This is a genomic window from Streptomyces sp. NPDC104313 (assembly GCF_055583985.1).
In genome coordinates, this window is sequence record NZ_JBVJMW010000010.1 from 31,196 (window position 1) to 56,612 (window position 25,417).

General features: G+C 72.0%; 24 protein-coding genes and 1 pseudogene. 5 read left to right on the plus strand and 20 right to left on the minus strand.

The genetic code is table 11. The features are described 5' to 3' along the window. The first annotated feature begins 161 nt into the window (after positions 1-161). Complete coding sequence (locus ACZ60Q_RS23055; RefSeq protein WP_469637676.1) at positions 162-788, plus strand: TetR/AcrR family transcriptional regulator; 627 nt, start codon at positions 162-164, stop codon at positions 786-788. Here ACZ60Q_RS23055 and ACZ60Q_RS23060 read toward each other — a convergent pair. Beyond that, complete coding sequence (locus ACZ60Q_RS23060) at positions 767-1,033, minus strand: hypothetical protein (RefSeq protein WP_469637679.1); 267 nt, start codon at positions 1,031-1,033, stop codon at positions 767-769. The two genes, ACZ60Q_RS23055 and ACZ60Q_RS23060, sit on opposite strands and share 22 nt — an antisense overlap. A 353-nt stretch (positions 1,034-1,386) precedes the next feature. Between ACZ60Q_RS23060 and ACZ60Q_RS23065 the strand changes: the two genes are divergently transcribed. Next, on the plus strand, positions 1,387-2,220 hold the full coding sequence (locus ACZ60Q_RS23065; RefSeq protein ID WP_469637682.1) for a PIG-L family deacetylase: 834 nt from the start codon (positions 1,387-1,389) through the stop codon (positions 2,218-2,220). Between the two features lie 220 nt (positions 2,221-2,440). Here the strand turns inward: ACZ60Q_RS23065 and ACZ60Q_RS23070 are convergent, their stop codons facing one another. The 17 genes from ACZ60Q_RS23070 to ACZ60Q_RS23150 all read right to left on the minus strand — a co-directional run bounded on the left by ACZ60Q_RS23070 (position 2,441) and on the right by ACZ60Q_RS23150 (position 21,281). Beyond that, positions 2,441-3,349, minus strand: coding sequence for a class I SAM-dependent methyltransferase (locus tag ACZ60Q_RS23070; RefSeq protein ID WP_469637685.1), 909 nt, complete (start codon positions 3,347-3,349; stop codon positions 2,441-2,443). A gap of 172 nt (positions 3,350-3,521) precedes the next feature. Then, positions 3,522-4,610, minus strand: a complete 1,089-nt coding sequence (locus tag ACZ60Q_RS23075) for an NAD(P)-dependent alcohol dehydrogenase (RefSeq protein WP_469637688.1) — start codon at positions 4,608-4,610, stop codon at positions 3,522-3,524. 2 nt (positions 4,611-4,612) lie between these two features. Next, a complete protein-coding gene (locus ACZ60Q_RS23080; protein ID WP_469637691.1) occupies positions 4,613-6,016 on the minus strand; it encodes an aldehyde dehydrogenase family protein in 1,404 nt (467 codons plus the stop codon). An 8-nt stretch (positions 6,017-6,024) separates the two neighbouring features. Continuing rightward, entirely contained in the window at positions 6,025-6,777 is a 753-nt protein-coding gene (locus tag ACZ60Q_RS23085; RefSeq protein WP_469637694.1) for a (5-formylfuran-3-yl)methyl phosphate synthase, read from the minus strand. Between the two features lie 218 nt (positions 6,778-6,995). Then, positions 6,996-7,862, minus strand: coding sequence for an amidohydrolase family protein (locus ACZ60Q_RS23090; RefSeq protein ID WP_469637697.1), 867 nt, complete (start codon positions 7,860-7,862; stop codon positions 6,996-6,998). After that, on the minus strand, positions 7,859-8,170 hold the full coding sequence (locus tag ACZ60Q_RS23095) for an L-rhamnose mutarotase (RefSeq protein WP_469637700.1): 312 nt from the start codon (positions 8,168-8,170) through the stop codon (positions 7,859-7,861). The genes ACZ60Q_RS23090 and ACZ60Q_RS23095 overlap by 4 nt, the downstream gene beginning before the upstream one ends. 255 nt (positions 8,171-8,425) lie before the next feature. Next, the gene (locus tag ACZ60Q_RS23100) at positions 8,426-9,481 is read right to left on the minus strand and encodes an aldo/keto reductase (protein ID WP_469637703.1); all 1,056 of its coding nucleotides are present in this window, start codon (positions 9,479-9,481) and stop codon (positions 8,426-8,428) included. After that, a complete protein-coding gene (locus ACZ60Q_RS23105; protein ID WP_469637705.1) occupies positions 9,478-10,239 on the minus strand; it encodes an SDR family NAD(P)-dependent oxidoreductase in 762 nt (253 codons plus the stop codon). Before ACZ60Q_RS23105 ends, ACZ60Q_RS23100 begins: the two co-directional genes overlap by 4 nt. Then, on the minus strand, positions 10,236-11,594 hold the full coding sequence (locus ACZ60Q_RS23110) for an enolase C-terminal domain-like protein (RefSeq protein ID WP_469638313.1): 1,359 nt from the start codon (positions 11,592-11,594) through the stop codon (positions 10,236-10,238). Before ACZ60Q_RS23110 ends, ACZ60Q_RS23105 begins: the two co-directional genes overlap by 4 nt. Positions 11,595-11,945: 351 nt before the next feature. Then, a complete protein-coding gene (locus tag ACZ60Q_RS23115; RefSeq protein WP_469637708.1) occupies positions 11,946-12,617 on the minus strand; it encodes a FadR/GntR family transcriptional regulator in 672 nt (223 codons plus the stop codon). Positions 12,618-12,671: 54 nt separating this feature from the next. Next, complete coding sequence (locus ACZ60Q_RS23120) at positions 12,672-13,535, minus strand: sugar phosphate isomerase/epimerase family protein (protein ID WP_469637711.1); 864 nt, start codon at positions 13,533-13,535, stop codon at positions 12,672-12,674. A gap of 45 nt (positions 13,536-13,580) precedes the next feature. After that, on the minus strand, positions 13,581-15,035 hold the full coding sequence (locus ACZ60Q_RS23125; protein WP_469637714.1) for a chondroitinase-B domain-containing protein: 1,455 nt from the start codon (positions 15,033-15,035) through the stop codon (positions 13,581-13,583). Positions 15,036-15,079: 44 nt separating this feature from the next. Then, complete coding sequence (locus ACZ60Q_RS23130; protein ID WP_469637716.1) at positions 15,080-16,402, minus strand: alpha-L-fucosidase; 1,323 nt, start codon at positions 16,400-16,402, stop codon at positions 15,080-15,082. Positions 16,403-16,540: 138 nt separating this feature from the next. Next, on the minus strand, positions 16,541-17,407 hold the full coding sequence (locus tag ACZ60Q_RS23135) for a carbohydrate ABC transporter permease (RefSeq protein WP_469637719.1): 867 nt from the start codon (positions 17,405-17,407) through the stop codon (positions 16,541-16,543). After that, complete coding sequence (locus ACZ60Q_RS23140) at positions 17,404-18,390, minus strand: carbohydrate ABC transporter permease (RefSeq protein WP_469637721.1); 987 nt, start codon at positions 18,388-18,390, stop codon at positions 17,404-17,406. The genes ACZ60Q_RS23135 and ACZ60Q_RS23140 overlap by 4 nt, the downstream gene beginning before the upstream one ends. Further along, positions 18,387-19,712 (minus strand): sugar ABC transporter substrate-binding protein, encoded by a 1,326-nt coding sequence (locus ACZ60Q_RS23145; protein WP_469637724.1) that lies wholly within the window; start codon positions 19,710-19,712, stop codon positions 18,387-18,389. Before ACZ60Q_RS23145 ends, ACZ60Q_RS23140 begins: the two co-directional genes overlap by 4 nt. Before the next feature lie 558 nt (positions 19,713-20,270). After that, the gene (locus tag ACZ60Q_RS23150) at positions 20,271-21,281 is read right to left on the minus strand and encodes a hydroxyacid dehydrogenase (RefSeq protein ID WP_469637727.1); all 1,011 of its coding nucleotides are present in this window, start codon (positions 21,279-21,281) and stop codon (positions 20,271-20,273) included. A 196-nt stretch (positions 21,282-21,477) separates the two neighbouring features. Here ACZ60Q_RS23150 and ACZ60Q_RS23155 point away from each other — a divergent pair, with 196 nt between their 5' ends. After that, positions 21,478-22,338, plus strand: a complete 861-nt coding sequence (locus ACZ60Q_RS23155; protein WP_469637730.1) for a fumarylacetoacetate hydrolase family protein — start codon at positions 21,478-21,480, stop codon at positions 22,336-22,338. A 136-nt stretch (positions 22,339-22,474) separates the two neighbouring features. After that, complete coding sequence (locus ACZ60Q_RS23160) at positions 22,475-23,113, plus strand: SGNH/GDSL hydrolase family protein (RefSeq protein WP_469637733.1); 639 nt, start codon at positions 22,475-22,477, stop codon at positions 23,111-23,113. 42 nt (positions 23,114-23,155) lie between these two features. On the opposite strand, the pseudogene ACZ60Q_RS23165 reads toward ACZ60Q_RS23160, so the two are convergent. Both ACZ60Q_RS23165 and ACZ60Q_RS23170 read right to left on the minus strand, forming a co-directional pair. Beyond that, positions 23,156-23,425, minus strand: a pseudogene (locus ACZ60Q_RS23165) (MFS transporter); the annotation flags it as partial. A 12-nt stretch (positions 23,426-23,437) separates the two neighbouring features. Next, positions 23,438-24,037: a TetR/AcrR family transcriptional regulator gene (locus ACZ60Q_RS23170; RefSeq protein WP_469637736.1), complete on the minus strand. Its 600-nt coding sequence runs from the start codon at positions 24,035-24,037 to the stop codon at positions 23,438-23,440. A 241-nt stretch (positions 24,038-24,278) separates the two neighbouring features. On the opposite strand from ACZ60Q_RS23170, the gene ACZ60Q_RS23175 reads away from it, so the two are divergent. Then, positions 24,279-25,271 (plus strand): oxygenase MpaB family protein, encoded by a 993-nt coding sequence (locus ACZ60Q_RS23175; RefSeq protein WP_469637739.1) that lies wholly within the window; start codon positions 24,279-24,281, stop codon positions 25,269-25,271. Positions 25,272-25,417: the final 146 nt, after the last annotated feature.

The following is a 25,417-nucleotide window of genomic DNA, read 5'->3' on the forward strand; positions in this document are numbered from 1 at the left end:
CGTCGCGGAAAGCGCCGCCTTTCGGGCCCCGGCGAGTCCGTTCCGCGTTCCACCCGGGCCCGAGGTCGAGTTGCTCCCGGCACGGCGACCCGATACGCGGCCGACGGCGGGGAGCGGTCCCGCCAGCATGTCGCCCCTGCTGAACACGTAGTATCCGTGGAATGAGTGTGCGCCGATCCAGCCCTGGCCGCCCGCGAACCAAGCCCGCCGAGGAGCGGCGCGCCGACCTCATGGACGCGGCCGAGAGGGTGTTCGTCGAGCGGGGAATCGACGGTGCTCGGATTGATGAGATCACGGAGCGCGCGGGTGTCGCGATCGGCACCTTCTATCTGCACTTCGGCTCCAAGCGCGACCTCATGCTCGCGGTGCGGGCCCGCTTCATCGATCGACTGGTCGAGCGGCAGGACGCGGCGGTGCGGAGCCTTCCCGCCGATGACTGGACCGGACGCCTGGACGCCTGGCTCAGCGACGCGGTGCGTGCCTATGTGGACCATGCCGAGCTGCACGATGTGCTGTACGGCCACACTCCGGTCAACGCCACGACGGAGATGCAGGTCAGCCCGGAGAACGCGCATGTCGAAGCGTTCCGGAGACTCATCGCCGAGCGTCCGAACCCGCCGGCGGACGCTCCGAACCCCGCCATGGCCGCGAATCTCATCTACAGCGCCTGGTACGGCGCCACGCATGCGCTGTTGCATCACGAGGCCGAGGACATCGACCGGCTGGCCGATGAGCTCATCGCCGACATCACCGACCTCGCACACCGCTACCTGCGCGCCGAAACCTGAGCTGAGCCGAAACCCCATCTGAGCCGAGCCCGATCTGAGCCGAATGAGCCGATCCGGACTGAGACGGCGACGACCAGGAACGCCACCAGGTTCGCGACACCGAGCGATCCGCGGTCGACGAGGGCCGGCCCTGCGGCCGCGACGGCGGTGAGGACGGCCATCTCCGAGCCGCACAACCGTGAAACCGCCGAGCTGTGGCGCACCTCGGCGACCCAGGCGGCGAACGCCTGGGTGTGCTCGTCCACGGCGTCGTCCAAGCGGCGCGGGACGCGGCCCCGGTGCCGAACGTCTTGACCACCTGGCGGAGTCTGCGGAGTCGATGGATTCATTAGGCACCCTAACAAGGCGACTGAAGTTCATTCAGTGATGTGCGCCGCCCGGACCGTGTCGAAACTCCGACGCGGGGAAAGAGGCCTGCCGCGTCGGGAACAGCCGGCCCGGTCGGCGCGGTTGCATCGTTCAAGGGACCGGCGCCGTGCGGGCGGGGGAACACGGAGGCCGCAGAGTCGTCCGCCCCGCCGGGATCCGGGCCCTGGGGCCGCGGTAGCACGCCCGCCGTCGGCCCGGACCACAACGTATCTCCGCGGGAGGACCCTTCATGACCGACCGGCCCCTGACTCTCATGGCCGTGCACGCCCACCCCGATGACGAGGCCACCGGAACGGGAGGGGTCCTGGCGCGGTACGCGGCGGAAGGCATCCGCACGGTTCTCGTGACGTGTACCGACGGTGGTTGCGGTGACGGACCTGGGGGTGTCAAGCCGGGCGACCCCGGTCACGATCCGGCGGCCGTCGCCTCGATGCGCCGTCGGGAGCTGGAGGCGAGCTGCGAGGTCCTCGAGGTCAGCGATCTGGAGACGCTGGACTACGCCGACTCCGGAATGATCGGCTGGCCGAGCAACGACGCCCCCGGATCCTTCTGGCGGACCCCGGTGGAGAAGGGCGCCGCCCGACTCGCGGAACTCATGCGGCACTACCGCCCCGATGTCGTCGTGACCTACGACGAGAACGGTTTCTACGGCCACCCCGACCACATCCAGACCCACCGCATCACCATGGCGGCGCTGGAGATGACCGAGCTGACGCCGAAGGTGTACTGGACGACGATGCCCCACTCGATGATGCGGCGGTTCGGGGAGGCCCTGCGCGAGTTTCACGAGGACATGCCGGAGCCGGATCCTGTCGAGTCCGCCGCGATGGCCGAGATCGGCCTCCCCGACGAGGCGGTCACCACGTGGGTGGACACCACCGCGTTCAGTGGCCAGAAGTTCGACGCGCTGGCCGCGCACGCCAGTCAGGGCGAGAGCATCTTCTTCCTCAAGATGGGCAAGGAGAGGTTCGGCGAGCTGATGGGCACGGAGACCTTCGTACGCGTCCAGGACGCCACCGGCGCGGCCGTACCCGAGAAGGACCTCTTCGCCGGACTCCGCTGATCCACCAGCCCTCTACGCCATGAACGTACGGCCCCGCGCCGTGGGCGTGCCGCCCTGTGCCGTACCTGCGCCTACGCCGTGGACGTACCGGTGCATGTCCGCGCCGTACGGCGTGCGGTGGTCAGGACGACGATCCGGCTCGTGGGGGACTCCCGGGGGACCTGGGCGGCGAACCCGCTCAGGCCCCCCGGCCGGAGCCGCTGGTGCCAGGGCCGGCGTACTACCGCCGGGGCTTGCCCGCGAAGACCCACCGGTTGCCCGCCAGCGCGTCGGTCCGCTCGGGCAGCGGGCCGCGTCCGTGCAGGCGGGTGAAGTCGAAGGGGGTGCGGACCGAGGCGGACCAGCCCTTGTCCATCAGCCGACCCGCGGAGTCGGGCCGCGGGTTCCTGTCGAACAGGTCCAGCAGGTCGATGCCTATCTGCTGTCGCGTGGATGTGTAGAGCGGGCTGTCGCGGTACTCCCACAGATCCTTGTCGAGCTTGACCTCGAAGGCCAGCGCGCTTCCCCCCGCACTCAGCCGGTCCACCGTGTCGATGAGGTACGTCTCGGCGGCGGGCGGCAGGTAGAACAGCAGGCCCTCGACCAGCCAGACGCTCGGCGCGGCGGGGTCGAAGCCGGCGCCGGGCAGGGCGCCGGCCCAGTCGGCGCGCAGATCCATCGGGACCGGTACGCGTGCGGCCGTCGGGGTGGCCGAAAGTCCGCCGAGCACCTGGTGCTTGAACGCCAGGACCTCCGCCCGGTCGATCTCGAAGACCACGCAGCCGTCAGGCCATGCGAGCCGGTACGCACGTGAGTCCAGCCCCGCCCCGAGAAGGACCACCTGGCGGGCGTTCCCCGCGTGCACCGATCGGAGGAGGAAGTCGTCGAGGACCCGCGTCCGCAGCCCGAAGTACCGCGCGAACCGCCCCCACAGCGGGTTGTCGTCCCCGTCCGGGACCTCCCGCGGGTGGACCGGCCAGCCCTTGGACGCCGGGGCCCCGAGCACGAAGTGCTCCGCGAAGACGTCCTGCGCCAGGCTGTCGTGGCGATATGTCTCGATGGCCCGCGCGGCGGCGACCAGGAGAGCCGTCACGCCGATCCCTCCTGTCACCCCCTCCGCACCGTCGTTCCGATGCGCCGTGTCGACCATGTGCACTCCCTCGGGGTTGATGGAGACAACGAACAGCGAGCAGTGCGAAGGAAGAGCCGGCGGGGAGTCGGCGGCACGAAGAACGCCTCGGTCACGGGACGTTCCGAGCCCCGCCGGAATCCACGTGCCCCGCCGGAATCCCACAGGTCCCTTCCGGAACGCACGTGCTGTCCTACGGAATGAGGACCGGCTTCACCACACGGCCCGCGTCGCAGTCGCGTTCCGCCTCGTTGATGTCGGCGAGCGGGTACGTACGGATCAGCTGGTCGAAGGGGAACCGCCCGGCCTGCCACAGCCCGGCCAGCCGGGGGATCAGCAGCCCCGGCACCGCGTCCCCCTCACAGATGTGGGAGATCTTCCGGCCCCGGTCGAGCGTCCCCGGTTCGAGCGGCAGATGGGTGTGCAGCCGTGCCACCAGGCCCAGGTGGCCGGTCGGGCGCAGCGCCCGGAGGGCGTCGTTGATCAACCGGGCGGAACCCGTGGTGTCCAGGGCGTACTGAGCGCCGCCGCCGGTCAGCCGTTGGACGCGGTCGGGAAGGCCGGCCGAGGCGGCGTCCAGCGGGACCGCGCGGAACCGCTCGGCCTGGGCCAGTCGTTCGGGGTGCCTGTCGACCGCCACGACGAGGGCCCCGGCGGCGGTGGCCGCCATGACCGCGGCCAGGCCCACCGCTCCGGCGCCGAAGACCGCGACGGTGTCGCCGGGGCCGACGCCGAAGGTGTTGAGGACCGCACCGGCTCCGGTGAGGAAGCCGCAGCCGAGCGGGCCGAGCAGTTCGAGGGGCAGGGAGGCGTCGACCCGGACGGCGTTGCGGGCCGCAACCATCGCGTACTCGGCGAACGAGGACTGGCCGAACCACCGGGGGGCCGGCGTTTCCCCGGCCCCGTCGGTGAACCGGGCCGCGTTCTCGGCACCTCCGCCGAAGAGGTTGAGCGCGGCGAACCGGTCGCAGTGGGCGGGGGCCCCGCCCAGGCAGCTCCGGCACCGCCCGCAGGAGTCGAAGCTCAGCACGACATGGTCGCCGGGCCTCAGACCGGTGTCCGGGCCACCTGTCTCCACCACCACCCCGGCCCCCTCGTGGCCGAGGACCGCCGGAAGCGGCGAGCGGCCCGCCGAGCGCCGGACGGCGAGGTCGGTCCGGCACAGCCCGCAGCCCGCGATCCGGACGAGGATCTCGCCGTCGGCCGGCCCCGCGCCCAGGATCACCTCCTCGACGGTGAACGGGGCCTCGTACGAGCGGAGTACCGCCGCGCCGAACCTCATCGTCAGACCTCCCGGGGACGGTGGACGACGAACGGCCTCAGGTTCCCGTACAGCCCCCACGGCCCGCCCGCGACGCCGAGTCCGCTCTCCTTGACACCGGCGAACGGCTGGGCCAGAGAAAGCTCGGCGTGGTGGTTGATCCACGCAGTCCCGCACTCCAGCCGGTCGGCGACCGCCCCGGCCCGGTCCAGGTCGGTCCCCCATACCGAGCCGCCAAGTCCGAAGCGGGTGGCGTTGGCCGCCTCGACGGCTTCATCGAGGCTTCCGTACGGCAGCACCGGAAGGACCGGTCCGAACTGCTCCTCCGTCACGACCAGGCTGCCGGACCGGACATCGGCCAGGACGGTCGGGGCGTAGAAGTAGCCCGGCCGGTCCAGCCGGTGGCCACCTGTCACGGCCCGGGCCCCGTCCGCCAGGGCCCGGGCCGTGTAGCGCTCCACTCGGGCCAGCTGGGCGGCGTTGTTGAGGGGCCCCAGCTCCGTGGCCCGGTCGAGACCGGCTCCGACGACCACGCTCTTCGCGCGTTCCGCGAGGGCGTCGACCACCTGGGAGTGGAGCCGGGCCGGGGCGTAGACGCGCTTGACCGCCATGCAGACCTGCCCGCAGTTGCGGAACGCCGCCCAGAACAGCCGCTCCGCGATCCGCTCCACATCCACGTCGTCCAGCAGAATGGCGGCGTCGTTGCCGCCCAGCTCCAGGGTGACCCGGGCGAGACCGGACGCCGCCCCCGCCGCGACGGCCCGCCCGGCGGTGACCGAACCGGTGAAGGTCACATGGCGGATCCCCGGGTGCGACGCGAGGCAGGCACCGAGCGGTTCACGCCCGGTGACGACCGTCAGCACGCCCTCGGGGAGGGCGGCGGACAGGACGGATCCCAGCAGCCGGGTGGACAGCGGCGTGAACGGGGAGGGTTTGAGCACCACCGTGTTGCCCGCCGCGAGCGCGGGCGCGAACTTCGCGGAGGCGAGCTGGAGCGGGAAGTTCCACGGAACGATGGCGGCGACGGGCCCGAGCGACCGCCAGCGGATCTCGCTGTGCACCGCCCGGCCGTCCGTGATCGTACGGGGCTCGGGGACGCACTCGGCGAAGTAACGCAGGCGGGCCGCGGTGCGGGCGATCTCCGCGTATGACTCGGCCAGCGGTTTGCCCTGCTCACGGGTGAGCAGGGGAGCGAGGTCCGCCCCGGCCGCCTCCACCGCGTCGGCCGACGCGAGCAGGGCGGTGGTGCGCGCGGCAGGGTCGGCCCGCCAGCTCGGCCAGGCCTCGTGGGCGCGGCCGACCACCGCGTCCAACTCCTTCGCCCGCTGGTCGGGAACCTCGTCGAACGGCTCGCCCGTCGCCGGATCGAGGACGGTGAAACGCTCACCGCGGGGTGCGGGACCGGGGCGGCGCAGCTGTGGCTCCACGCCGGCGGTCAGCTCGCGGCCGGGGTGGCCACGAACTCCCGGGCGTGCCGGTCCATCTCCGCCCGGAACGCGGCCACCAGCCGCGGCTGGATCCTCCCGGTGTCGCGGTCGCCCCCCTCGCAGACCGCCCCGCGCACGCCCACGATGTCGGTCCCGATACGGGTCAGCGTGGCGAGGTCCGCCGCCTTGACGCTGCCCGCGAGGGCGGCGAGCAGGCCGGCCTCGTGGGCCAGCCGCACGAACTCCGCGCAGGTCTCGGGCGACACATGGTCGAACAGCCGGGTCCCGTCCTTGATCGCGGTGTCGAGCATGGCCGCGTCGGAGCCGGAACGGCGGGCGATGTCGGGCAGCGCGAGCGGGTTGACGCAGCCGATCCGGTGGGCGTCGGCGTAGCCCGAGGCGACGACGAACGCGTCGGGCCGGAAGTCCTTCACGGCCCGGACGACTCCGCGCATGACGTCGATGGCCTGGTCGGGGGTCGTGCAGCCGTAGAGACCGACCTTGATGTAGGTGGCTCCGGAGACAGCCGCGCCCAGCGCCGCCTGGGCCACCGTGCCGGGCTTGTACGGTACGTCCCCGACCGTGGCGGACACCGGCTTGTCCGCCGGGACCGCTTCACGGATCTCCCTGATGACCCAGGGGAAGTTCGCACCGAGCGAGCCCTCGTCGGGCTTCTTGACATCGATGATGTCGAGGTGTTCCGCCACCTTCGCGCACGCGAGAGCTTCCTCGACACCGTCCGGGGAGATGAGAAGCAGCAACGTGGATTCCTTCCACCGCGTGGTCACCCGCCGAACGGCGGGTGCGCGGAGCAGCCGGGATCTTGTGCGGTCGGCTCATCCTGGCCGCGCCGCACGACACCCGGCAGGGCGCGAAGGATGGTGCAGGGGGCACTGCCCCGACGCGCTCACGCCCCCTGCGGTGCGCCCCGGCCCGGCGTCCTGCGGACCGGGCCTCCGCCCGACCGCCGACGCCGGGCTCACGCCCCGGGCGTGGGCAGCCCGTACGTGTCCACGGCCGTGCCGCCGAACACCGCCGCCCGCTCCGACGGGCTCAGTGCCCCGGTCAGCAGACGGGCCGTCGTGAGGACCCGGCCGTAGGAGGCCGCGAGTGTGCAGACGGGCCAGTCGGAGCCGAACATCAGCCGGTACGGGCCGAACGCGTCGAGCAGAACGTCGACGTACGGGCGCAGGTCGCCCACGGTCCAGGTCCGCCAGTCGGCCTCGGTGACCAGGCCCGAGAGCTTGCAGACGGTGTTGGGCAGCGTCGCGAAGGCGCGCAGCCGGGCCGCCCAGGGTTCGAGCTCCCCGGAGGCGACGGGCGGCTTCGCCGCGTGGTCGAGGACGAAGGTCAGCCCCGGCAGCGCCGTCGCGACGGAGACCGCCGCCGGCAACTGGTGCGGGAGGATCACCAGTTCGTGGACGAGACCGGCGTCGGCCACCGCCGCGAGGCCGCGTCCCACATCGGGGCGGAGCAGCCACTCGGGGTCCGGCTCCGACTGGACCTGGTGCCGGATTCCCACCAGCCGGTCGCCGCCCGGCAGCCGACGCAGTGCGGCCAGGGCGTCCGCGACGCCGCGGGCCGTCAGGTCGGTCCAGCCCACCACCCCGGCGACCACCCCGCCGCCGTCTGCCACCGCCAGCATCTCCGGGGTCTCCCCGGCCCCGGTCACGGTCTGCACGAGCACGGTGGCCGTCACCCCGGCCGCGTCGGTCTCGGCCCGCAGGTCGTCCTCCGCGAAGTTACGGCGCAGCGGGGCGAGCGCGGGACCGGTGATCCAGTCCTGGTCGCGCACGGAGAGGTCCCACAGGTGCTGGTGCGCGTCGACGAGGAGCGGCCCGCTCAAAGCTGCCACACCACGGGCAGGCCCGCGTCGGCGCCCGCGTCGGAGTAGTCGTGCACGACCTCCAGGAGGTCGGCCATGCGCGCCTGCCACTCCACGTTGACCGGCAGCTCCTCCAGTTCGGCCAGGAGCCGCGCGTAGTCCGCGCAGTCGAGCAGGTGGAAGAGGTCCGTTCCGCTGCGCCAGATCGTCCAGGACGTGCAGCCGGCCTCCCGTATCGCCCGGGTCAGTTCGGGGGGCACCTCGCGGTGCGCCTGCTCGTACGCGGCGACACGGTCCGCGCGGACCCGGGTGTGCAGGGCGATTCTCAACGGTCCGCTCCAGAGGGGTCGGTGACGATCGGGATGACATCGAGGGCCGGGGATCAGCTTCAGGGCTCCGCGCGGGAACTCCCGCGGGAATCCGTCCGGGACCACCGGGCGCCGTGTCCCACGGCACGCGTTCGGGGCGGCCACGGCTCGCGGAACCCCATCCGGAGCCGCGGCGCACCACCCGGCCCGGTAGTCGGCGACGGCTTCCGCGAGCAGTCCGAAGCCCCTGCGGGCAGGTGGCGGGCAGCGTGATCCTCACCGGCCCGGATCCCGGCCGGGGACAGCGCCGGGAACGGGGGCGTCCTTGGGCAGGTGACCCTCGCGCCGCAGCTCCTCCCACAGGGCGGCGGGGATCTCCCGGCCCAGCTGGGCGACGGCGTCCTCGGCCTCCGCCGCGCTGCGCAGACCGAGCAGGACCCCCGCCACGGCGGGATGGCCGAGCGGGAAGCGGGCCGCCACGGCCCGCAGCGGCACCCCGTGGCGCTCGCAGATCTCCCGCAGCCGGACGGCCCGCCGCAGCGTTCCCGGCGGCGGCGCCGCGTAGTCGTACGTGGAGCCCGGCCGGGGATCGGCCAGCAGACCCGAGTTGAACACCCCGCCGACGACCACCGACACGCCGCGGCGGACCGCGGCCGGCAGCAGCTCGTCGAGGCCGCTCCGGTCGAGCAGGGTGTAGCGGCCGGCCAGGAGGACCACATCGACGTCGGTCTCGGTGACGAAACGGGTGGGGAGGGCCGTCTGGTTCATGCCGACGCCGATGGCCCCCACGACCCCCTCGGCGCGCAGGCGCTCCAGAGCCGGGTACGCCTCCCGCAGGGCCTGGTCGGCGTGGTCGTCCGGGTCGTGCAGGTACACGATGTCGACGCGGTCGAGCCCGAGCCGTTCCAGACTCGCCTCGAGGCTCTGTACGATCCCGTCCGCGCCGAAGTCCCACACCCTGCGGTACGCGGCGGGCACCGCGAAGCCGTGGGCGAGGTCGTCCCCGGTAGCGCCCGGGGCGGGCACGAGGAGTCGGCCGACCTTTGTGGAGAAGGTGTACGTGTCGCGGGGCCGGTCCCGGAGGAAAGCTCCCAGACGCCGCTCGGACAGGCCGAGACCGTAGTGCGGCGCGGTGTCGAACGACCGGACGCCGCCGTCCCACGCGGCCGAGAGGGCCCGGTCGGCCTCCTCGTCGGTGACGCTCCGGTAGAGGTTGCCGATCCCCGCCGCGCCGAACGCGAGACGGGTCGTCCAGGCACCGCCCCTTCCGAGAGGGACGCGTTCCGGCCCCGCCGGGGCCGTGCCCCCGGTGTGCTCCGCCCCCGTGCTCATGTCCCCGCCGGCCGCAGTCGGAGTCCGGCCATGCCGCCGTCGACGGCGAGGGCCGTGCCGGTCACCGAACCGGCGGCGGGGGAGGACAGGTAGACGACGGCCGCCGCGACCTCCTCCGCGCTCACCAGCCGCCCGGTGGGCTGGCGGGCGCTGAGCGCCGCGCGTTCGGCCGCCGGGTCGTCGGCCGCGTCGAGGAGCCGGCCGACCCACGGGGTGTCCACGGTGCCGGGGTTCACGCAGTTGACGCGGACGCCCTCGCGGACGTGGTCGGCGGCCATGGCGAGCGTCAGTGACAGAACGGCCCCCTTGCTCGCCGAGTACAGCGCCCGCTGGGGCAGTCCGGCGGTGGCGGCGATGGAGCAGACGTTGACGACGGCGGCGTGCTCCGACCGGCGCAGATGGGGCAGTGCGGCCCGGGTGGTGCGGACGACGCCGAGGACATTGACGTCGAGGACGCCGTGCCACTGGTCGTCGGGATTGTCCTCGACGGTCCCGGCCGCGCCGATGCCCGCGTTGTTGACCAGGATGTCGATGCCGCCGAGCGCGGCGGCGGCCGCTTGGACCGCCTCGCGCACCGAGGTGTCGTCGCCCACGTCCGCGCGAAGGGCGGTGAGCCTCCCGGGCACGCCGTCCGGGTTCCGGTCCAGGACGGCGACGGCGACGCCGTGCGCGTCGAGCATCCGGGCGACGGCGAGTCCGATGCCGGATGCCCCGCCGGTGACGACGGCCCGCAGGCCGGAGAGGGTCGGGGCGGTCATGCCGTCACCTCCGCGGTCTCCGCGACGGCACCGGCCGCGCCGACCGGTTCGGCGGTCCCGGCGGCGGCTGCCAGGTCGCTCGCCCAGAACGTGCCGCCGGGGTAGGTGAAGGTGGCCAGCGAGGCCGGGTGCATCTCCGCGGAGAAGCCCGGGGCGAGGGGGGCCGTGTAGTGGCCGTCGCGTACGACGGCCGGCTGGGCGAAGTGCTCGTGCAGGTGGTCGACGAACTCGATGACCCGGTCGTCGGTGGTCCCGCTGAGTGCCACGTAGTCGAACATCGCCAGATGCTGGACCAGCTCGCACAGCCCGACACCGCCGGCGTGCGGACAGACGGGAACGCCGAACTTGGCCGCGAGCAGCAGGATGGCGAGGTTCTCGTTCACCCCGCCGACCCGGGCCGCGTCCAGCTGGACCACGTCGACGGCGTCCGCCTGGAGGAGTTGCTTGAACACGATGCGGTTCTGGACGTGCTCGCCGGTGGCCACCTTGACCGGGGCGACGGCGGACCGGATACGGGCGTGCCCCAGGATGTCGTCCGGGCTGGTGGGCTCCTCGATCCAGTACGGGTCGAACTCGGTCAGGGCCCGGGTCCACTCGATCGCCTCGGCCACGTTCCACCGCTGGTTGGCGTCGACGGCGAGCCGGACGTGCGGGCCGACGGCCGCGCGGGCCGCCCGGCAGCGGCGTACGTCGTCCGCGAGATCGGCGCCCACCTTCAGTTTGATCTGGGTGAAGCCGGCGGCCACCGCTTCCTCGGCCAGCCGCGTCAGCTTCTCGTCGGAGTAGCCGAGCCAGCCGGGCGACGTGGTGTAGGCGGGGTAGCCCTCGGCCCGCAGCGCCTTCTCGCGCTCTGCCCTGCCCTCCCTGCCGCACCGCAGCAGCTCCAGCGCCTCCTCGGGGGTGAGCGCGTCGGCGATGTAGCGGAAGTCCACCTGGGAGACGAGCCATTCGGGCTCGGCGTCGGCGAGCAGCTTCCACAGCGGTACGCCCCGGCGCTTGGCCGCCAGGTCCCACACGGCGTTGACCACGGCCCCTATGGCCATGTGCATGACGCCCTTCTCGGGGCCGAGCCACCGGAGCTGGCTGTCGCCGGTCAACGCCCGGCTGACCAGCCCCGGATCGGCGGAGAGCTCCTCCACGGACCTGCCGAGGACGTGTGGGCGCAGTGCTTCGAGCGCCGCGACCTGGACGTCGTTGCCGCGGCCGATGGTGAAGGTGAAGCCGTGCCCCGCGAGGCCGTCGGGCGCGTCGGTGCGCAGGACGAGGTAGGCCGCGGAGTAGTCGGGGTCCGGGTTCATCGCGTCGGACCCGTCGAGTTGGCGGGAGGTCGGGAAACGAATGTCGTAGGTGTCCATCGCGACGACCCGTGTGATGCCAGTGGACAACGGGGTTCCTTTCACACCTGGGCTGCCTGTTCGGCGTTCGGCCTCTCTGCCCGCCGACGCGGAGCAGCCCCAATCCTCAGCACAGATCGGGTGATTGGCCTGGTGAGCGAGAACGATACGGCGCTCATGAGAGACGAGGCAAGTAGACATCGGATGTTTCTTGCGGTGGGGGTCCTCCAGCCGTGCTGCCGCCCTCCCGCCGTCAGCCCTTCCGGTCGGGGCGGAGGCGGCCGCACGACGACGGGCGCCCGCCCCTTCGGGGGGCGGGCGCCGGGGTCGCGCGCGGGCCGGCCGCGCACCGGGACCGGATGGGGCCGGGTCTCACAGCGCGCTGTCGAGCCACCGGACCACGTTGGAGATGTGGATCGTCGCCCACGCCTCCGCCGTGCGCGCGTCGCGGGCGGCGAGCGCGTCCAGGATCGCCCGGTGCTCGGACAGGGTCCTCGCCACCGCCGCCTCCTCGGTGATGCCGCGCCACAGGCGGGCTCGCACGGTGGCCCCGGAGATGCTGTCGAGCAACGAGCACAGCAGCGGGTTCCCGGAGGCGGAGGCAATGCGTCGGTGGAACTCCAGGTCACTGGCCACGAGTTGCTCCAGGCTCGGCGCCTCGCCGAGCCGATCGAGGAGGGCGCCGAGCTCCCGGATCTCCTCCTCCTCGATCCGCTCCGCCGCCAGGCCGGTCGCCGCGGGCTCCAGGATGCCCCGCACCTTCAGCGCCTGGAGCGCCTGGTCGTCCTGGTGGAAGTCCAGGACGAACGACACCGCTTCGAGGAGCAGGGGCGGGTCGAGGCTGGAGACGTACGTCCCGTCGCCCTGCCGTACGTCGAGGATGTTCAGCAGCGACAGTGCCTTGACCGCCTCCCGCAGGGAGTTGCGCGACAGCCCCAGTTCGGCGGCGAGGTCGGCTTCCTTGGGCAGGCGGTCGCCCGGACGTAGCGCGCCGGAGACGATCATCTCCTTGATCTTCCCGATCGCCTCGTCGGTAACGGCCAAGGCGTCCTCCTGTCCGTGGCGAAATACATCGGATGTGTTCTGTCGGCTGTCACCCTACGCCAGAGCGGAGTGGACCCGACCGGGCCCCGGGACCGCCAGCCGCCGCAGGGTCGCGGCCTCGCGTCCCAGAACGGCGGGATCGTCGCCCGGGACGAACTCCAGAAGGGCGTCCCGGGGCCGGTGCCGTTCGCCGAGCAGCCGGAACGCCCGGTCCCACAGCCCGTCGCGGGCGGCGAGGGGCAGCCGGTTGTTGCCCGGCCACCAGGAGAAGACGTGGACCGCGCCGACGTGGTCGGCCAGGACGGTGAGACCGGTCAGCGCCTCCTCGTCGGGAGCGTCCTTGGGCGGCTGCCAGTAGGCGCCCACGTCGTCCATCCCCGTCTCTTCCAGGAGCCGGACCGTGGAGGCCGTCGAGTCGGTCAGCGTACCGGCGTGGAACTCCGGTGCGAGTGCGAGGCCGTGGTCCCGCGCGATCAGCGCCGCCTCCCGCAGGCACGCGGTGATCCGGGCCCGCTCCTCCTCCGTCACGTCCGCCGACCCGGAGGTGCCCGCCCAGACACGTACCCGCGGTGCCCGCAGGGCGACCGCGCCGCGGGCGACCTCCGCGAACCCGGGCAGCTCGTCCGGGAGGCAGTGGAAGTACGAGCCGTACGAGCAGCAGGCCAGGCCGTGCAGTTCGGTGGCGTCCCGGACCGCCCGGAGAACCTCTGGCTCCCCGGGCGGGGCGTGGACGTCCGCTCCCCACTCGATCACCTCCAGACCCGCGTCGGCGGCGCGACGGGCGACCTCCGCGGCGGGCAGGTGCCGGAAGGTGACCGAGCAGATCCCGAGCCGGACGGGGGCGGCCCCGGGGCCCCCGCCGCCGGGCACGGGGCGCCGTATGTCCTCGGGCACGGGGGACGGGGGTTTCTCGGTCACGGGAGCCTTCCGGGCGGAGCGGACGGGAGCCGGGCAGGGAGGTGGTCAGGGGGAGTTCGGGCCCACGTCGGCCGGTGTCAGGGGCCGGTTCTGCGGGGTGCCCGTCGCGTACTCGTCGGCGCCCACGTCCCGCAGGGTCCCGCGCGGATCGCCGTCGATGTCGTGGGTGACGGGCGCCTGCTGGAGCGTGGCCGCCCCGATCGCCGGGCTCGCACCGGACAGGCGGTGCACCCCGTCGGGCCCCGGCGCCAGCAGGGGGTCGGCCCGCACGAACCCGCCGGCGGGGACGTTCCCGTCGCCCGCCGCCCCGAAGAGGATGTTGCCCTGCCAGGTGAACCGCACCGTGTTCGCCATCTGGACCAGGTCGCCGACCTGGCCGACCAGCAGGTTGTCGGCGACGGTCACATCACGGGGCTCGTGCGGCCGGTTGCTCTCGCCGGAGAGGGCGCCCGCGTTGTTCAGGAAGGTGTTGTGGGCGATGAGGACACGGTCGGGAGCGTCGTTGCCCCGGCGGGCTGTGGCCGACTCGCCGGGGACGTGGTCGCGCGCCGTACCGCTGCCGACCACCATCGCCCGCCCGGACAGCCCGGCCAGGTAGTTGTTGACGACGACGTGGTCGTTGCCGTAGATCCGCACGCCCTCCTTGCCGCCGATGAGGTGGTTGCCCTCGACCCGGGTGCCGTTGCCGTGGCGCAGCACGATCCCGCCGAGGCTGTTGCGGATGGTGTTGTTCCGGATGACGTTGTGGGAGCTCTTCACGGAGATGGCCTCGGGGTCGCCGTCGGCCCGCTCGAACAGGTTGCGCTCCACGATCGCGTACGCGCCGGACAGGGCGCGCGGGCTGACGCCGAGGCGGATCGGCTCGCCGCCGTTGGAGCCGGCGAAGCTGTGGTCGGAGAAGTGGTTGCGGTGCACATGCACGCGCCGGGCCATGGCCTCGGTGCCCGCGCCCTCGATGCCGAGGAAGACGCCGAGCGTGGTCTTGTCGTGGAAGTGGTTGCGGTCGATCACGGTGTCGTCGCCGCGCACCATGACCCAGTGCAGCCCTTCGATGTCGGCGAGCCGGAAGTCGTTGCGGGTCAGCCGGACGTGGGTGCAGCTCGGCGGGACCTCCAGCGTCGTGCTCTGGCGGAAGGAGAAGCCGCTGACGGTGACATACGTGGAGTCCTCGAAGAGGAAGCTCCGCTCCCCGTGCAGCACGACCCCGCCCCGTGACGCGGCGACGATCGTGACGGGCGCGCCGTCGGCGCCGTGGACCCCCCGGACCGTGATGACCGAGGGAACGGTGTACGCGCCGTTCGCGACGACGATGCGGGTGCCCGGCACGGCCGCGTCGATCGCCTTCTGGAGCGCGTCCAGGGAGTCGACGGTGACGGTGAGGTCCTGCCGGCCGGCGGGAGCGCCCCCGGCGGCGGCGTGTGCGTGCGCCGGGCCGGACAGGGACAGGGCCGCGGTGGCCGTTACCAGAGCGGTGCCGGTGAGGAACGTGCGTCGTTGCATGGTGCCTCCATGATCGGGCGAACTGGGATGGGTTCTCGGGCGGATCAGTCGGACGGGTCCGTCAGGTGGAGCTCGATGACGGGCACGGGGGTGTCGGGGCGCTGGACCGGGAGACGCAGGGTGAGCGTTCCGGCCGGCTGGCCGCCCATCTGCGTGTTGACGGCGGGACGGCCGGGGTCCACCTGGACCCGGACGACCTCCGACGCGTCGTTCAGGAGCTGGGCGTAGCGCACACGGCCCTCGAGCCCGGGCAGGTGCAGATGGCGCAGCGGCCAGGCGAAGAGGTGGACGTAGAGGCGGTCACCGCGCTGGGTGTACCGGCAGTCGGCGGGCGGGGTGAACGGGGAGGGGCCGCAGCCGCGCACGGACCGCTCGTGCAGGTCCATCCACCGGCCGACCTCGGCGAGGGCGGCGGTGTCGCGCGGATCGAGGTCGCCGCGGCCCGTGGGACCGACGTTCAGCAGCAGGTTTCCGCCCTTGGACACACCGTCGACGAGCATCCTGACGAGCAGGTCGGGGCTCTTGCGGTCGAGGTTGTCGCGGTCGTAGCCCCAGCTCCCGTTGAGGGTCTGGCACGCCTCCCACAGGACCGGTCGGCCGCCGGAGGCCATCGGGGCGGAGGGCTGGTACTGCTCGGGGGTGACGAAGTCCCCGGGCAGCCCGGCCCGGTCGTTGACCAGGATGTGCGGCTGGAGCTCGCGGACCAGGTCGAGGAGCCTGGGGGAGTCCCAGTCGTCCGGGCCCTTGCCGCCCCACCACTCGCTCCGGCCCGCGTAGGAGAAGTCGAAGAAGAGGTAGTCGATCCGCCCGTAGTCGGTGAGCAGTTCGCGGACCTGCCCGTGCAGGTGGCGCTGGTAGTCGCGGATGTCGCGGCCGGCCGCCGCGGCCTTGAACTCCTCGTCGTCACGCCGCGGATGGGTGCCGTCGACGGGGAACGACGGGTGGTGCCAGTCGATCAGGGAGTGGTAGAAGCCGACCTTGAGTCCTTCGGCGCGGCACGCCTCGACGAACGGCCCGACCAGGTCGCGGCCGTGGGGCGTCCGGGTCGCCTTGTAGTCGGTGAGCCGGCTGTCCCACAGACAGAAGCCGTCGTGGTGCTTGGTGGTCAGCACCACGTACCGCATCCCGGCGGCCTTAGCGGCCCTCGCCCAGTCGGCCGGGGCGTAACGGTCGGGATCGAAGTGGTCGAAGTACTCCTGGTACTGCTCGTCCGTCATCCGCTCCCTGGTCTTCACCCACTCGTGGCGCGCGGCCAGGGAGTACAGGCCCCAGTGGACGAACATGCCGAAGCGGTCGTGGGTGAACCACGTCGTGTCCGGCGCGGGGGCCGCGGCTTCGTCCGGTGCGGTGTCGGTTCGGGTGGTCATGGCGAGTCTTCCTTGGCGTCGGGGGCGGTCGGCGGTGAGGGGGACGGGGCCGCCCGGTGATGGACGGCTCGTGGACGTCCTCCCTCAGCCGTACGTCGGGGGCCACACGGCCCGGGCAGGCGGTGTCGTCCCGGCGGGTCAGCCCTTGAGCGCGCCGCTGGACAGTCCGTGGACGAAGGAGCGCTGGAAGAAGAGGAAGACGATGATGGACGGAAGCAGAGCGAGCAGCGACGCGGCCATCACCACACCGGGGGTGACGAGGGGGTCGACCCGCAGGGTGCGCAGAGCCAACGGCAGTGTGTAGGACGAGGAGTCCGTGGCCACGAGCAGGGGCAGCAGGTACTGGTCCCAGATCATCGTGAAGCCGAAGACGCCGATGACGCCGAGGGCCGGCCGGCACATCGGGAGGATGATCTGCGCGAAGATCCGCAGATCCCCGGCCCCGTCGATCCGCGCGGCCTCCTCCAGCTCCCGGGGCACCTCCTTCATGAACTCGGTCATGACGAGGATGGAGAACGCCCACGCGCCCACGGGGACGATCATGCCGGCCAGTGAACCGATGAGGTTGACGTGGATGACCGGCAGGTCGGAGAGGACCACGGACAGCGGGATGGCCAGGATCTCCTCGGGCAGCATCAGCGTCGCCAGGATCGCGACGAACGCGAAGGTCATCCCCCTGAACCGTTTCCGGGCCAGGGCGTACCCCGCGAGGACGGAGACGGCGACCTGGAGCAGCAGTCCGAAGCCCACGACGAAGAACGAGTTGAGCAGGTACGTCAGGACGCCCTGGTCGAACGCGACCGTGAAGTTCTCCAGGGTCGGGTCGCTCGGGACGACGCTGAGCTGCGTCGGGTCCTTGACGTGGTTGAACGCGCTGACGAGGAGGGCCAGGAGCGGCCCGGCGAACACCAGCAGGACCAGCAGGTAGGTGACGGCCTTCAGGACGCGTCCGGCAACGCCCCTGTTCTCGGTCAGTCCCAGCGCGGTCTCGTTCGGCGCGCTCATTCGTTACCCCTCCGTCGGAACAGGTGGACACAGACCGTGAGGAGCAGCGTCGCCAGGAACAGCAGGACCGCTCCGGCCGCGGCGACGCCGAGCCGGTTCTGCTCCAGTCCCAGCTTGTAGATCACCGTCATCACGACCTCGGTCGAGCCGTCGGGGCCGCCGTTGGTGAGCAGGAAGACCTCGGTGAAGACCCGCAGGCCCCGGATGGCCGCGAGGACGAACAGGATGGACAGCACCGCCCGTAGTCCGGGGACCGCCACATGGCGGATGCGCTGGAGCCTCGACGCGCCGTCGACCTTGGCGGCCTCGTACAGACCGCGGTCCACGCCGGCCAGCCCGGCGAGGAAGATCATCATGTCGTAGGGGGCGCCCCGCCAGATGCCGGTGAGCATGATGGAGGCCATGGAGCTGTCGGGGTCGTTGATGAACCCCGACGGGCCGAGCCCGACCAGTCCGAGGAGAGAGTTGAGCATGCCCTCCTCGGTGGGGTGGTACATGATCCGCCACAGCTCGGCCACGACCGCGATCGGCACGACGACCGGGAGGAAGGCCGCCGAGCGCACGAAGCTGATCCTGCGGCCCTGCCCCTCCATCAGGAGGGCCAGGGTGAGGCCGAGCAGCATCGATCCGGCGGTCTGGCCGACCGCGAGGACGAGTGTGTGCCAGGCGGCCTCGCGGAAGCCGTCCGAGGTGAGCACCGTCGCGTAGTTCTCGCCGCCGACCCACCGGTTGCCCAGATAGGGCTGCACGTCCTGGAAGGACATGGTCAGCGCGCTGGCCATGGGGATGAACTTGAAGTACAGGAAGAGGATCAGCGCCGGAGCCAGGAAGAGCCACGGTGTCCACCAGTGGCCCGAACGGCGGTCCCGCACACGGCGGCCGGCAGCGGGCCCGCCCGCCACGGCGGCCGGGCCGTGCGCTGTCCGGGGGGCGGGGACGGCTGCTGGGTGGGCGGCCGGCTCCACCTTGTCGACGCTCGTCATCCGGCGATTCCCTGTTCCTCGATGATGCCGGCGAGCTTCTGGTCGAGCTCGCGCAGCTCCGCGTCGGTGTCCAGGGAGCAGTCGGCCATCAGCGCGTTGAGGGTCTCGGCCGTGGCCTGCCGTATCGGGGTCCAGTTCGGGACGGACGGCGCGTACCGTCCGGAGGTCCGGTAGACCTCCGCGTACGTCTTCCAGCGCGGGTCCGGGCGCACCTCGGCGACGTCGACCGTCCTGTTCACGGGCAGTTGGACGGTGGAGCCCTCCTCGCCCCGCATACCGAGTCTCTGGCCGTCCGCGGAGATGGCGTATCCGGCGAAGGAGTCCTGCCCGGTCCGGTTCTCCGAGCCCGCCATCAGGTAGACGGCGCCGCCCTCGGCGAGCACGGTGGCGTCCTTGGGCCCCTCGGGCATCGGGACGACCTCGTACTTGTCCTTGCCGAGCGATGTGTCGAAGCGGGGCATGAGGTAGGGGCCGACGACGAAGAGGCCGGTCCTGCCCGCCTCGAACGTCTCGTTCGTCGGCGGGGTGTCCATGGTGACGGCGCCGGGCTGGATGACCTTCCGCTCACAGTTGAGCGCGCGGAACCAGCGCACGGCCTCCGCCGACTCCTTCGAGGCCATCGCCGGCTTGTAGGTGCCCTTGCCCGTCTCGGTGATGAAGTCCCCTCCGCCGGCCCAGAGGAAGTTGGAGAAGTACCACGAGGCGTAGCCGCGCTTGGTCGACAGCGGGGCGGCGAGGCCGTAGGTGTCCTTCTTGCCGTTGCCGTCGGGGTCCCGGGTGGTGAAGGCCTCGGCCATCGCCGCGAGGTCGTCCCAGCTCTTCGGGGTGTCGAGCTTCAGTTTCTCGCGCCAGTCCTTGCGGATCAGCAGGGCGCCGGTCTGGGCCGAGTACGGGATGCCGTACTGCTTGCCGTCGACGCCCTTGCCGGAGTCCCGGCCCTGCTCGATGAGGTCCCCGCTGTTCTCGACCTTGCTCAGGTCGATCTCACGGAGGAGGCCCTGACTGTGCATCGCCCCGATCTGGGTGACGTCGTTCATGACGATGTCGGGGAGGTTCCGCTGGGCGGCGCGCTGCTGGAGCTTGGTCTCGAAGTCGTCGAAGATCGCCGTGACCTTCACCTTGTGCCCCGTGGCCTTCTCGAACCCGGCGACGAGCCGCAGCGTCGCCTTCTCGCCGGGCCCGCCCGGTGTGGTCCTGGTCCACAGCTCCAACTGCGCCTCGGGGTCCTGCTTGGCGTCCACTCCCGCAGGCCCGGACGTACAGCTCGTGAGGGCCAACGCCGAGGCGAGAAAACCCGCACCGATCCACCGCGTTCTCTGCATGACAACTCCTGTTCGCCGCCTCAGCAGCTGGCCTGGAAGCGCTTGCCGGGGACGCTAACGTGCGGCCGATCGAGGGTCAATAGTCCGATGAATGAAAACAGTTGAGGGAGTGGATGGCCCTGGCCGGTGATGCCGTCCCTGGGGGATCGCGGCGCTCGACGGATGACTGACGAGACGTCACTGACCTGCCTATATAACACTCTGTGAGGTGAGGCTACCGTCCGAGGGGAGATGTGTGTGGTGGCTGCTACTCCGTGTGAACGGTGTGATCCTCGGTGGTTCGACTGTGCGATGTAGGCCATAGATCGGATGTCTGGATGGTGGGTGAGGGTGGGGTGATCGTGAAGAACAAGCCACGCCATCTCCCCGCGACAGAACGCGCGACTCCGCGCACCATCGCCGGCCCCCGGGGGTGCCCCCGCCCGTGCGGCGGCGCGACGGCGCTGCCGACGGGGGCGGCTCGTGGGCCGTACGCGGGGAGGGGGCGCCGACCGTACGCGGGGAGGCGGCGGTGCCGGTGTGGGGGTGAGGGAGGCGGCGGCGTCGGTGCGGACGCCGTTACGCCCGTGTCGCGGCCAGTGCCGGTTCGACGGCGTGCCGCAGGGGCTCGCCGTTCACCAGCCTGCGCAGCTCGTCGCGGACCAGTTCGCCCAGCCGGGCGCGTTCCCTGCCCATGGCCCCGGCGAGGTGCGGGGTGAGCAGGACGTTCGGCAGCGTGAACAGCGGTGAGTGGGGGTCGGGCGGCTCGGGAAAGGTCACGTCGAGGACTGCGGTGAGATCGGGCCGGCCGCGGAGGACGCCGATCACCTCCGGCTCGTTCAGCACGGCCCCGCGCGCCGTGTTGACCAGCGTGGCGCCCTCGGGGAGCAGCGACACGAGCCGCGCGTCAACGACGCCTTCGGTCTCCGGCAGCAGGGGGGCGTGGATGCTCACCACGTCGCACGACGCGAACAGCTCCTCGATTCCGGTCGGCCGGACGCCCCACTCCCGTGCGACGGCGGGCTCGACCACCGGGTCGCAGGCCAGCACCTCGACGTCGAAACGCCGTAGGTGCTCCGCGACCAGCCGGCCGATCTGGCCCAGGCCGAACAGCCCCACCCGGGAGCCGTACCCCCCGGCCACCCGGGGGTCGCGCGGATACCGGCGGGCGGCGGTCGCCTCACGGCCGAGCCGGTGCACCTGCTTCAGACCGAGCAGGATCTGACCGAGGGTGAATTCGGCGACCGGTTGGGCGTTGGCCGCGGCCGCGGACACGATCGGGATGCCGCGCTCCCAGAACTCCGGCGTCGTCAGATGCCGTACCGATCCGGCCGCCACCAGCACCGCCTTCAGCTCCGGCGCGCGCGCGAGCAGGCCCGCGTCGAGCACCGGCGCCCCCCAGCCGGTGAAAAGGACCTCCACCCCCTCCAGCACGCCGGGGTCGCGGCGTAGGGCGTCACGGGTGAGCGCGGGCCCCTGCCAGTGCGCCAGTTCCCCGATCTCGTCGAGGATGTGCGTCGGGTACACGTCGGCCCGGCGCTCCTCCTCCATGACCAGGAGGGCGGTAGGCCCTCTCCTCGTGTCCGTCATCGGTTCGGGCCCCCTGGGGAGTCATATGGTCGCCGTCGGTCGATTCGCCAGACGATACATCGGATGACAACTCCAGGCGATAGGGAGAGCCACGTCTTCTCCTTGCAGTTGATGGCCGCGACTCTGGACAAGATGCCCGATGATTGATTGCATGCTCGCGTCGATACATCCGATGTATTCCGTGAGGCGGGGAACTATGCGTGTACTGAGAGTCGGCGAGGCCGGGGCAGAACGGCCCGCGGTCCTGGACGGATCGGGCAGGCTCCTCGACGCATCCGGCATCGCCGGCGACTTGGACCACCGGACCCTCGCCGATGGAGTGCTCGACCGCATCGCCGAGGCCGAGGCCGCCGGGACCCTGCCTGTCCTGGCCGACAGGAGCGACGGCCTCCGCATCGGGGCGCCGGTGGCCCGGCCGGGGAAGATCGTGTGCATCGGCCTCAACTACCGCGACCACGCGGAGGAGACGGGAGCCGACCTCCCGGCCGAGCCGGTCGTCTTCATGAAGGACCCCTGGACGGTCACGGGGCCGTACGACGGAGTCCTCGTCCCCCGCAGCAGTGTCAAGACCGACTACGAGGTCGAGCTGGCCGTGGTGATCGGCAGGACCGCCCGCTACCTCGACGGCGACGAGGACGCGCTCGCGTGCGTCGCCGGGTACGCGGTCTCCCACGACGTCTCCGAGCGCGCGTTCCAACTGGAGCGCGGCGGACAGTGGGACAAGGGTAAGAGCTGCGAGACGTTCAACCCGCTCGGCCCCTGGCTCGTGACCCCTGACGAGATCCCCGACCCGCAGAAGCTCACGCTCCGGCTGTCGGTGAACGGCACCGAACTGCAACACGGTTCGACCGCGGACATGGAGTTCCCGGTCGCCGGGATCATCCGCTACCTGAGCCACTTCATGGTGCTCCACCCCGGCGACGTCATCAACACCGGAACCCCGGCCGGTGTCGCCCTCGGCCGCCCCGAACCCCGGCCCTATCTGCGCGACGGCGACGTGGTCGAGTGCGGGATCGACGGACTCGGCACCATGCGCCACACGTTCCGACAGGCGTGAGCGGGCACGGCCCCGGCCGGCGGACCGACACGTCACGAGCAACGCATCATGGATGACACGCCACGAACGGCGAACGACGGGCCCCGGTGGAACCGGCCGGAGCGGCCGGGGCCCCGGACGGACGGAGGACACACACGTGCGGTTCACCCAGGACGACCGGCTGCTCTTCATCGGTGACTCCGTCACCGACAGCGGACGCGACCGCGAGGACCCCTCCTCGCTCGGCGGCGGATACGTCCGGATGATCGCGGAGGCGCTCCGCGCCTCGGCACCACCGGGCCGGACCCCCACGACGGTCCTCAACAAGGGCCTCGACGGCAACCGCCTCCGCGACCTGGAGGCCCGCTGGAGCGCCGACGCCGTCGGGGCGGCGCCCTCGGCGGTCAGCGTCCTGATCGGTATCAACGACACGTGGCGCCACTACGACAGCGGACTGCCAAGCCCCGTACCGGAGTTCGAGGCCGCCTACGGCCGCGTCCTCGCCCGCGCGCGGGAGGCCTGCGCCCCACGCCTGTTCGTCATGACGCCGTTCCTGCTCCCCACCACCCCCGGGCAGCGGGAGTGGTTCGACGACCTCGTCCCGCGCACCGACGCCGTTCTGCGCGCCGCCGGGGCCCACGGCGCGACGGTGGTCCGCACCGACCTCGCCATGCTCGACGCCGCCGAGGAGCACGGCGCCGCGGCTCTCGCCCCGGACGGGGTCCACCCGAGCCCGCTCGGCCACCGCGTCGTCGCGGACGCCTGGCTGGCGGCGGCCGGAGCGGGAACGGGCTGAACGGTCCGGCCCCAGCCGACACGGGCCCCGCCCCCGGCGCGAAAGGTCCCCACCGCACCCCGTCCCGGCCCCCGGCAGCCAGAACTGCCCGGTCGTGGCGCCGAGCGCGGAGAGCAGGAAGCCGGAGGAGAAACAGACGAGGGCGACGGTCATGGCCCGTCGAGGTCCGCGGCGTTCCACGAGAGTGCCGCCGAAGGCGGCGGAGAGCCCGAGCATGACGATACCGAGCTGGAAGGGCAGTGCGCTCCGCGTGCCGCTGAGGCCGAGCGCGTCCTCCAGCGGTGGCGTGAACACGGACCAGGCGTAGGTCCGATGGAGGGGCGGCTACTCCCGCGACGTCGCCGCGAGCACCAGTTCCACGCAGTGCGACTCCAGCCGCTCGCGCGGCACGTCGAGCGTGCCGTGCAGCCACCCCGCGAAGAGGTTCGCCAGGCCGCCGACCAGGGCGTGCGCGGCCATGCGGCGATCGATGTCGTCCCCCGTCCCGGAGAGCTGGCCGCCGACGAGGTCGGTGAACACCGGCATGAGCCGGTGACTGTGGGCCCCGAGGGCCGGGTCGGCGAAGGGCTCCAGGAGCAGCAGGCGGCCTTTGCGCGGCGCGTCCAGAACCAGGGCGACGAAGGCGGACACCGCGGCCCGGGCCCGGACTTCGCGCTGCGGGTCGCCGAGAGCCACGGCATCCTCCAGGGCGCTCCTGGCCTCATCGGCGACCCGCTCGAAGGCGGCGAGGAGAAGGTCGTCACGGCCGGTGAAGCTCTCGTAGAAGTAGCGGTCCGTCAGGCGCGCCTCCCTGCAGACGGACCGGACCGTGACGGCCGCGGACCCCTCCTCGCCGGCCAGACGCTCGGCTACGTCGAGGAGGACCTGCCGACGGGCGGCGCGACGATCGGCCAGCTTGGTCCCGCCCCAGCTACGTTCCGCCAACTCCGCTGCCTCCGTTTGCCGTTGGCCAATTGACGACAGGTGTCCGCACATTCTAACCTGAGGACAGGTGTCCTCAGATTGCCCTCGGCGCAACCGCCGGGACGAACCGTCAGCGCGCCCTCTCGAACAGCGCCACGTGCGACGCCATGAAGAACCGCCCACGTGCGACGCCATGAACAACGTCATGAAGAGCGCCATGAACAGCGCGGCCCCGCACCGGAATCCCTCAGCGGAGGTACACGTGACACCGTCAGTCCACGGACCGGACCCGACCGACCCGGGACCTGCCGAACCCCTCGGCCCCGACTCCCTCACCTGGCGCTGGTTCGGCGACTGGAGAGGTCTCCTCCTGGCCCCCTGGGCCGGATCCATGCAGAACATGCACCCCGGGCTGGGTGCGGGCGTCGCCGGGCACTCGCGCTTCTTCGAGGAGCGCTGGGAGCGCCTCTTCCGCTCGCTGTACCCGATCGGGGGAGTGGTCTACGACGGCCCGCTCGCCGTCCGGACGGCCCGCGAGGTGCGCGGCTACCACGCCTCGATCAGCGGGGTGGACGAGCACGGACGCCCGTATCACGCGCTCGACCCGGACACGTTCTACTGGGCGCACGCCACGTTCTTCATGCTGACCGTGCAGGTGGCCGAGCGTTTCGGCGGCGGCCTCACCGAAGCGCAGCGGCACACGCTCTTCGACGAGCACGTCCGCTGGTACGCGCTGTACGGCCTCTCGATGAAGCCCGTCCCCCGCACCTGGGGGGACTTCCAGCGGTACTGGGACCACATGTGCGCCGACGTCCTGGAGGACAACCGGCCGACCCGGGACGTGCTGAACATGCGCCGCATCGCCAAGCCGCCCCTCCTGCGGCTGCTGCCGTCGCCGCTGTGGGCTCTCGCCCGTGTCCCGCTCGTCCGGCTGACCCTGTGGATCACGGTCGGTATGTATCCGCAGGCTGTCCGGATACGCCTCGGGCTTCGCTGGACACCCCGCGACGAATGGCTGCTCGGCCGTCTGGGCCGACTGGTGCACCACGCCTGGCGACGCGTTCCCGAGCGCCGCCGCTTCCACCCGCGCGCCCGGGCCGGCTGGGACCGCGAGCGGGGCCGCCCGGCGGCGGGCCCGGTGGAGACACCGGCCCGGAACCTGCCGCCGGAGGAGCGGCGCGGACTTCCCCAGCACTATGTACCGAAAGGGGGGCCTCGCAAGCACTGTGCAACGAAAGGCGGCGTTCGCGGCTGACCGAGACGTCCGGGCCGCGCACCCGGCCCCACGGTGCCTGGGTGACCAGCACTCCGGGGGCGCCGGGCCCTGCGGCCCAGCGGCCGGACTCTCCCTGTTCGTCACCCGCTTTGCTCGGGCGTACCACCCTGCGGCTAGTTTGGGTG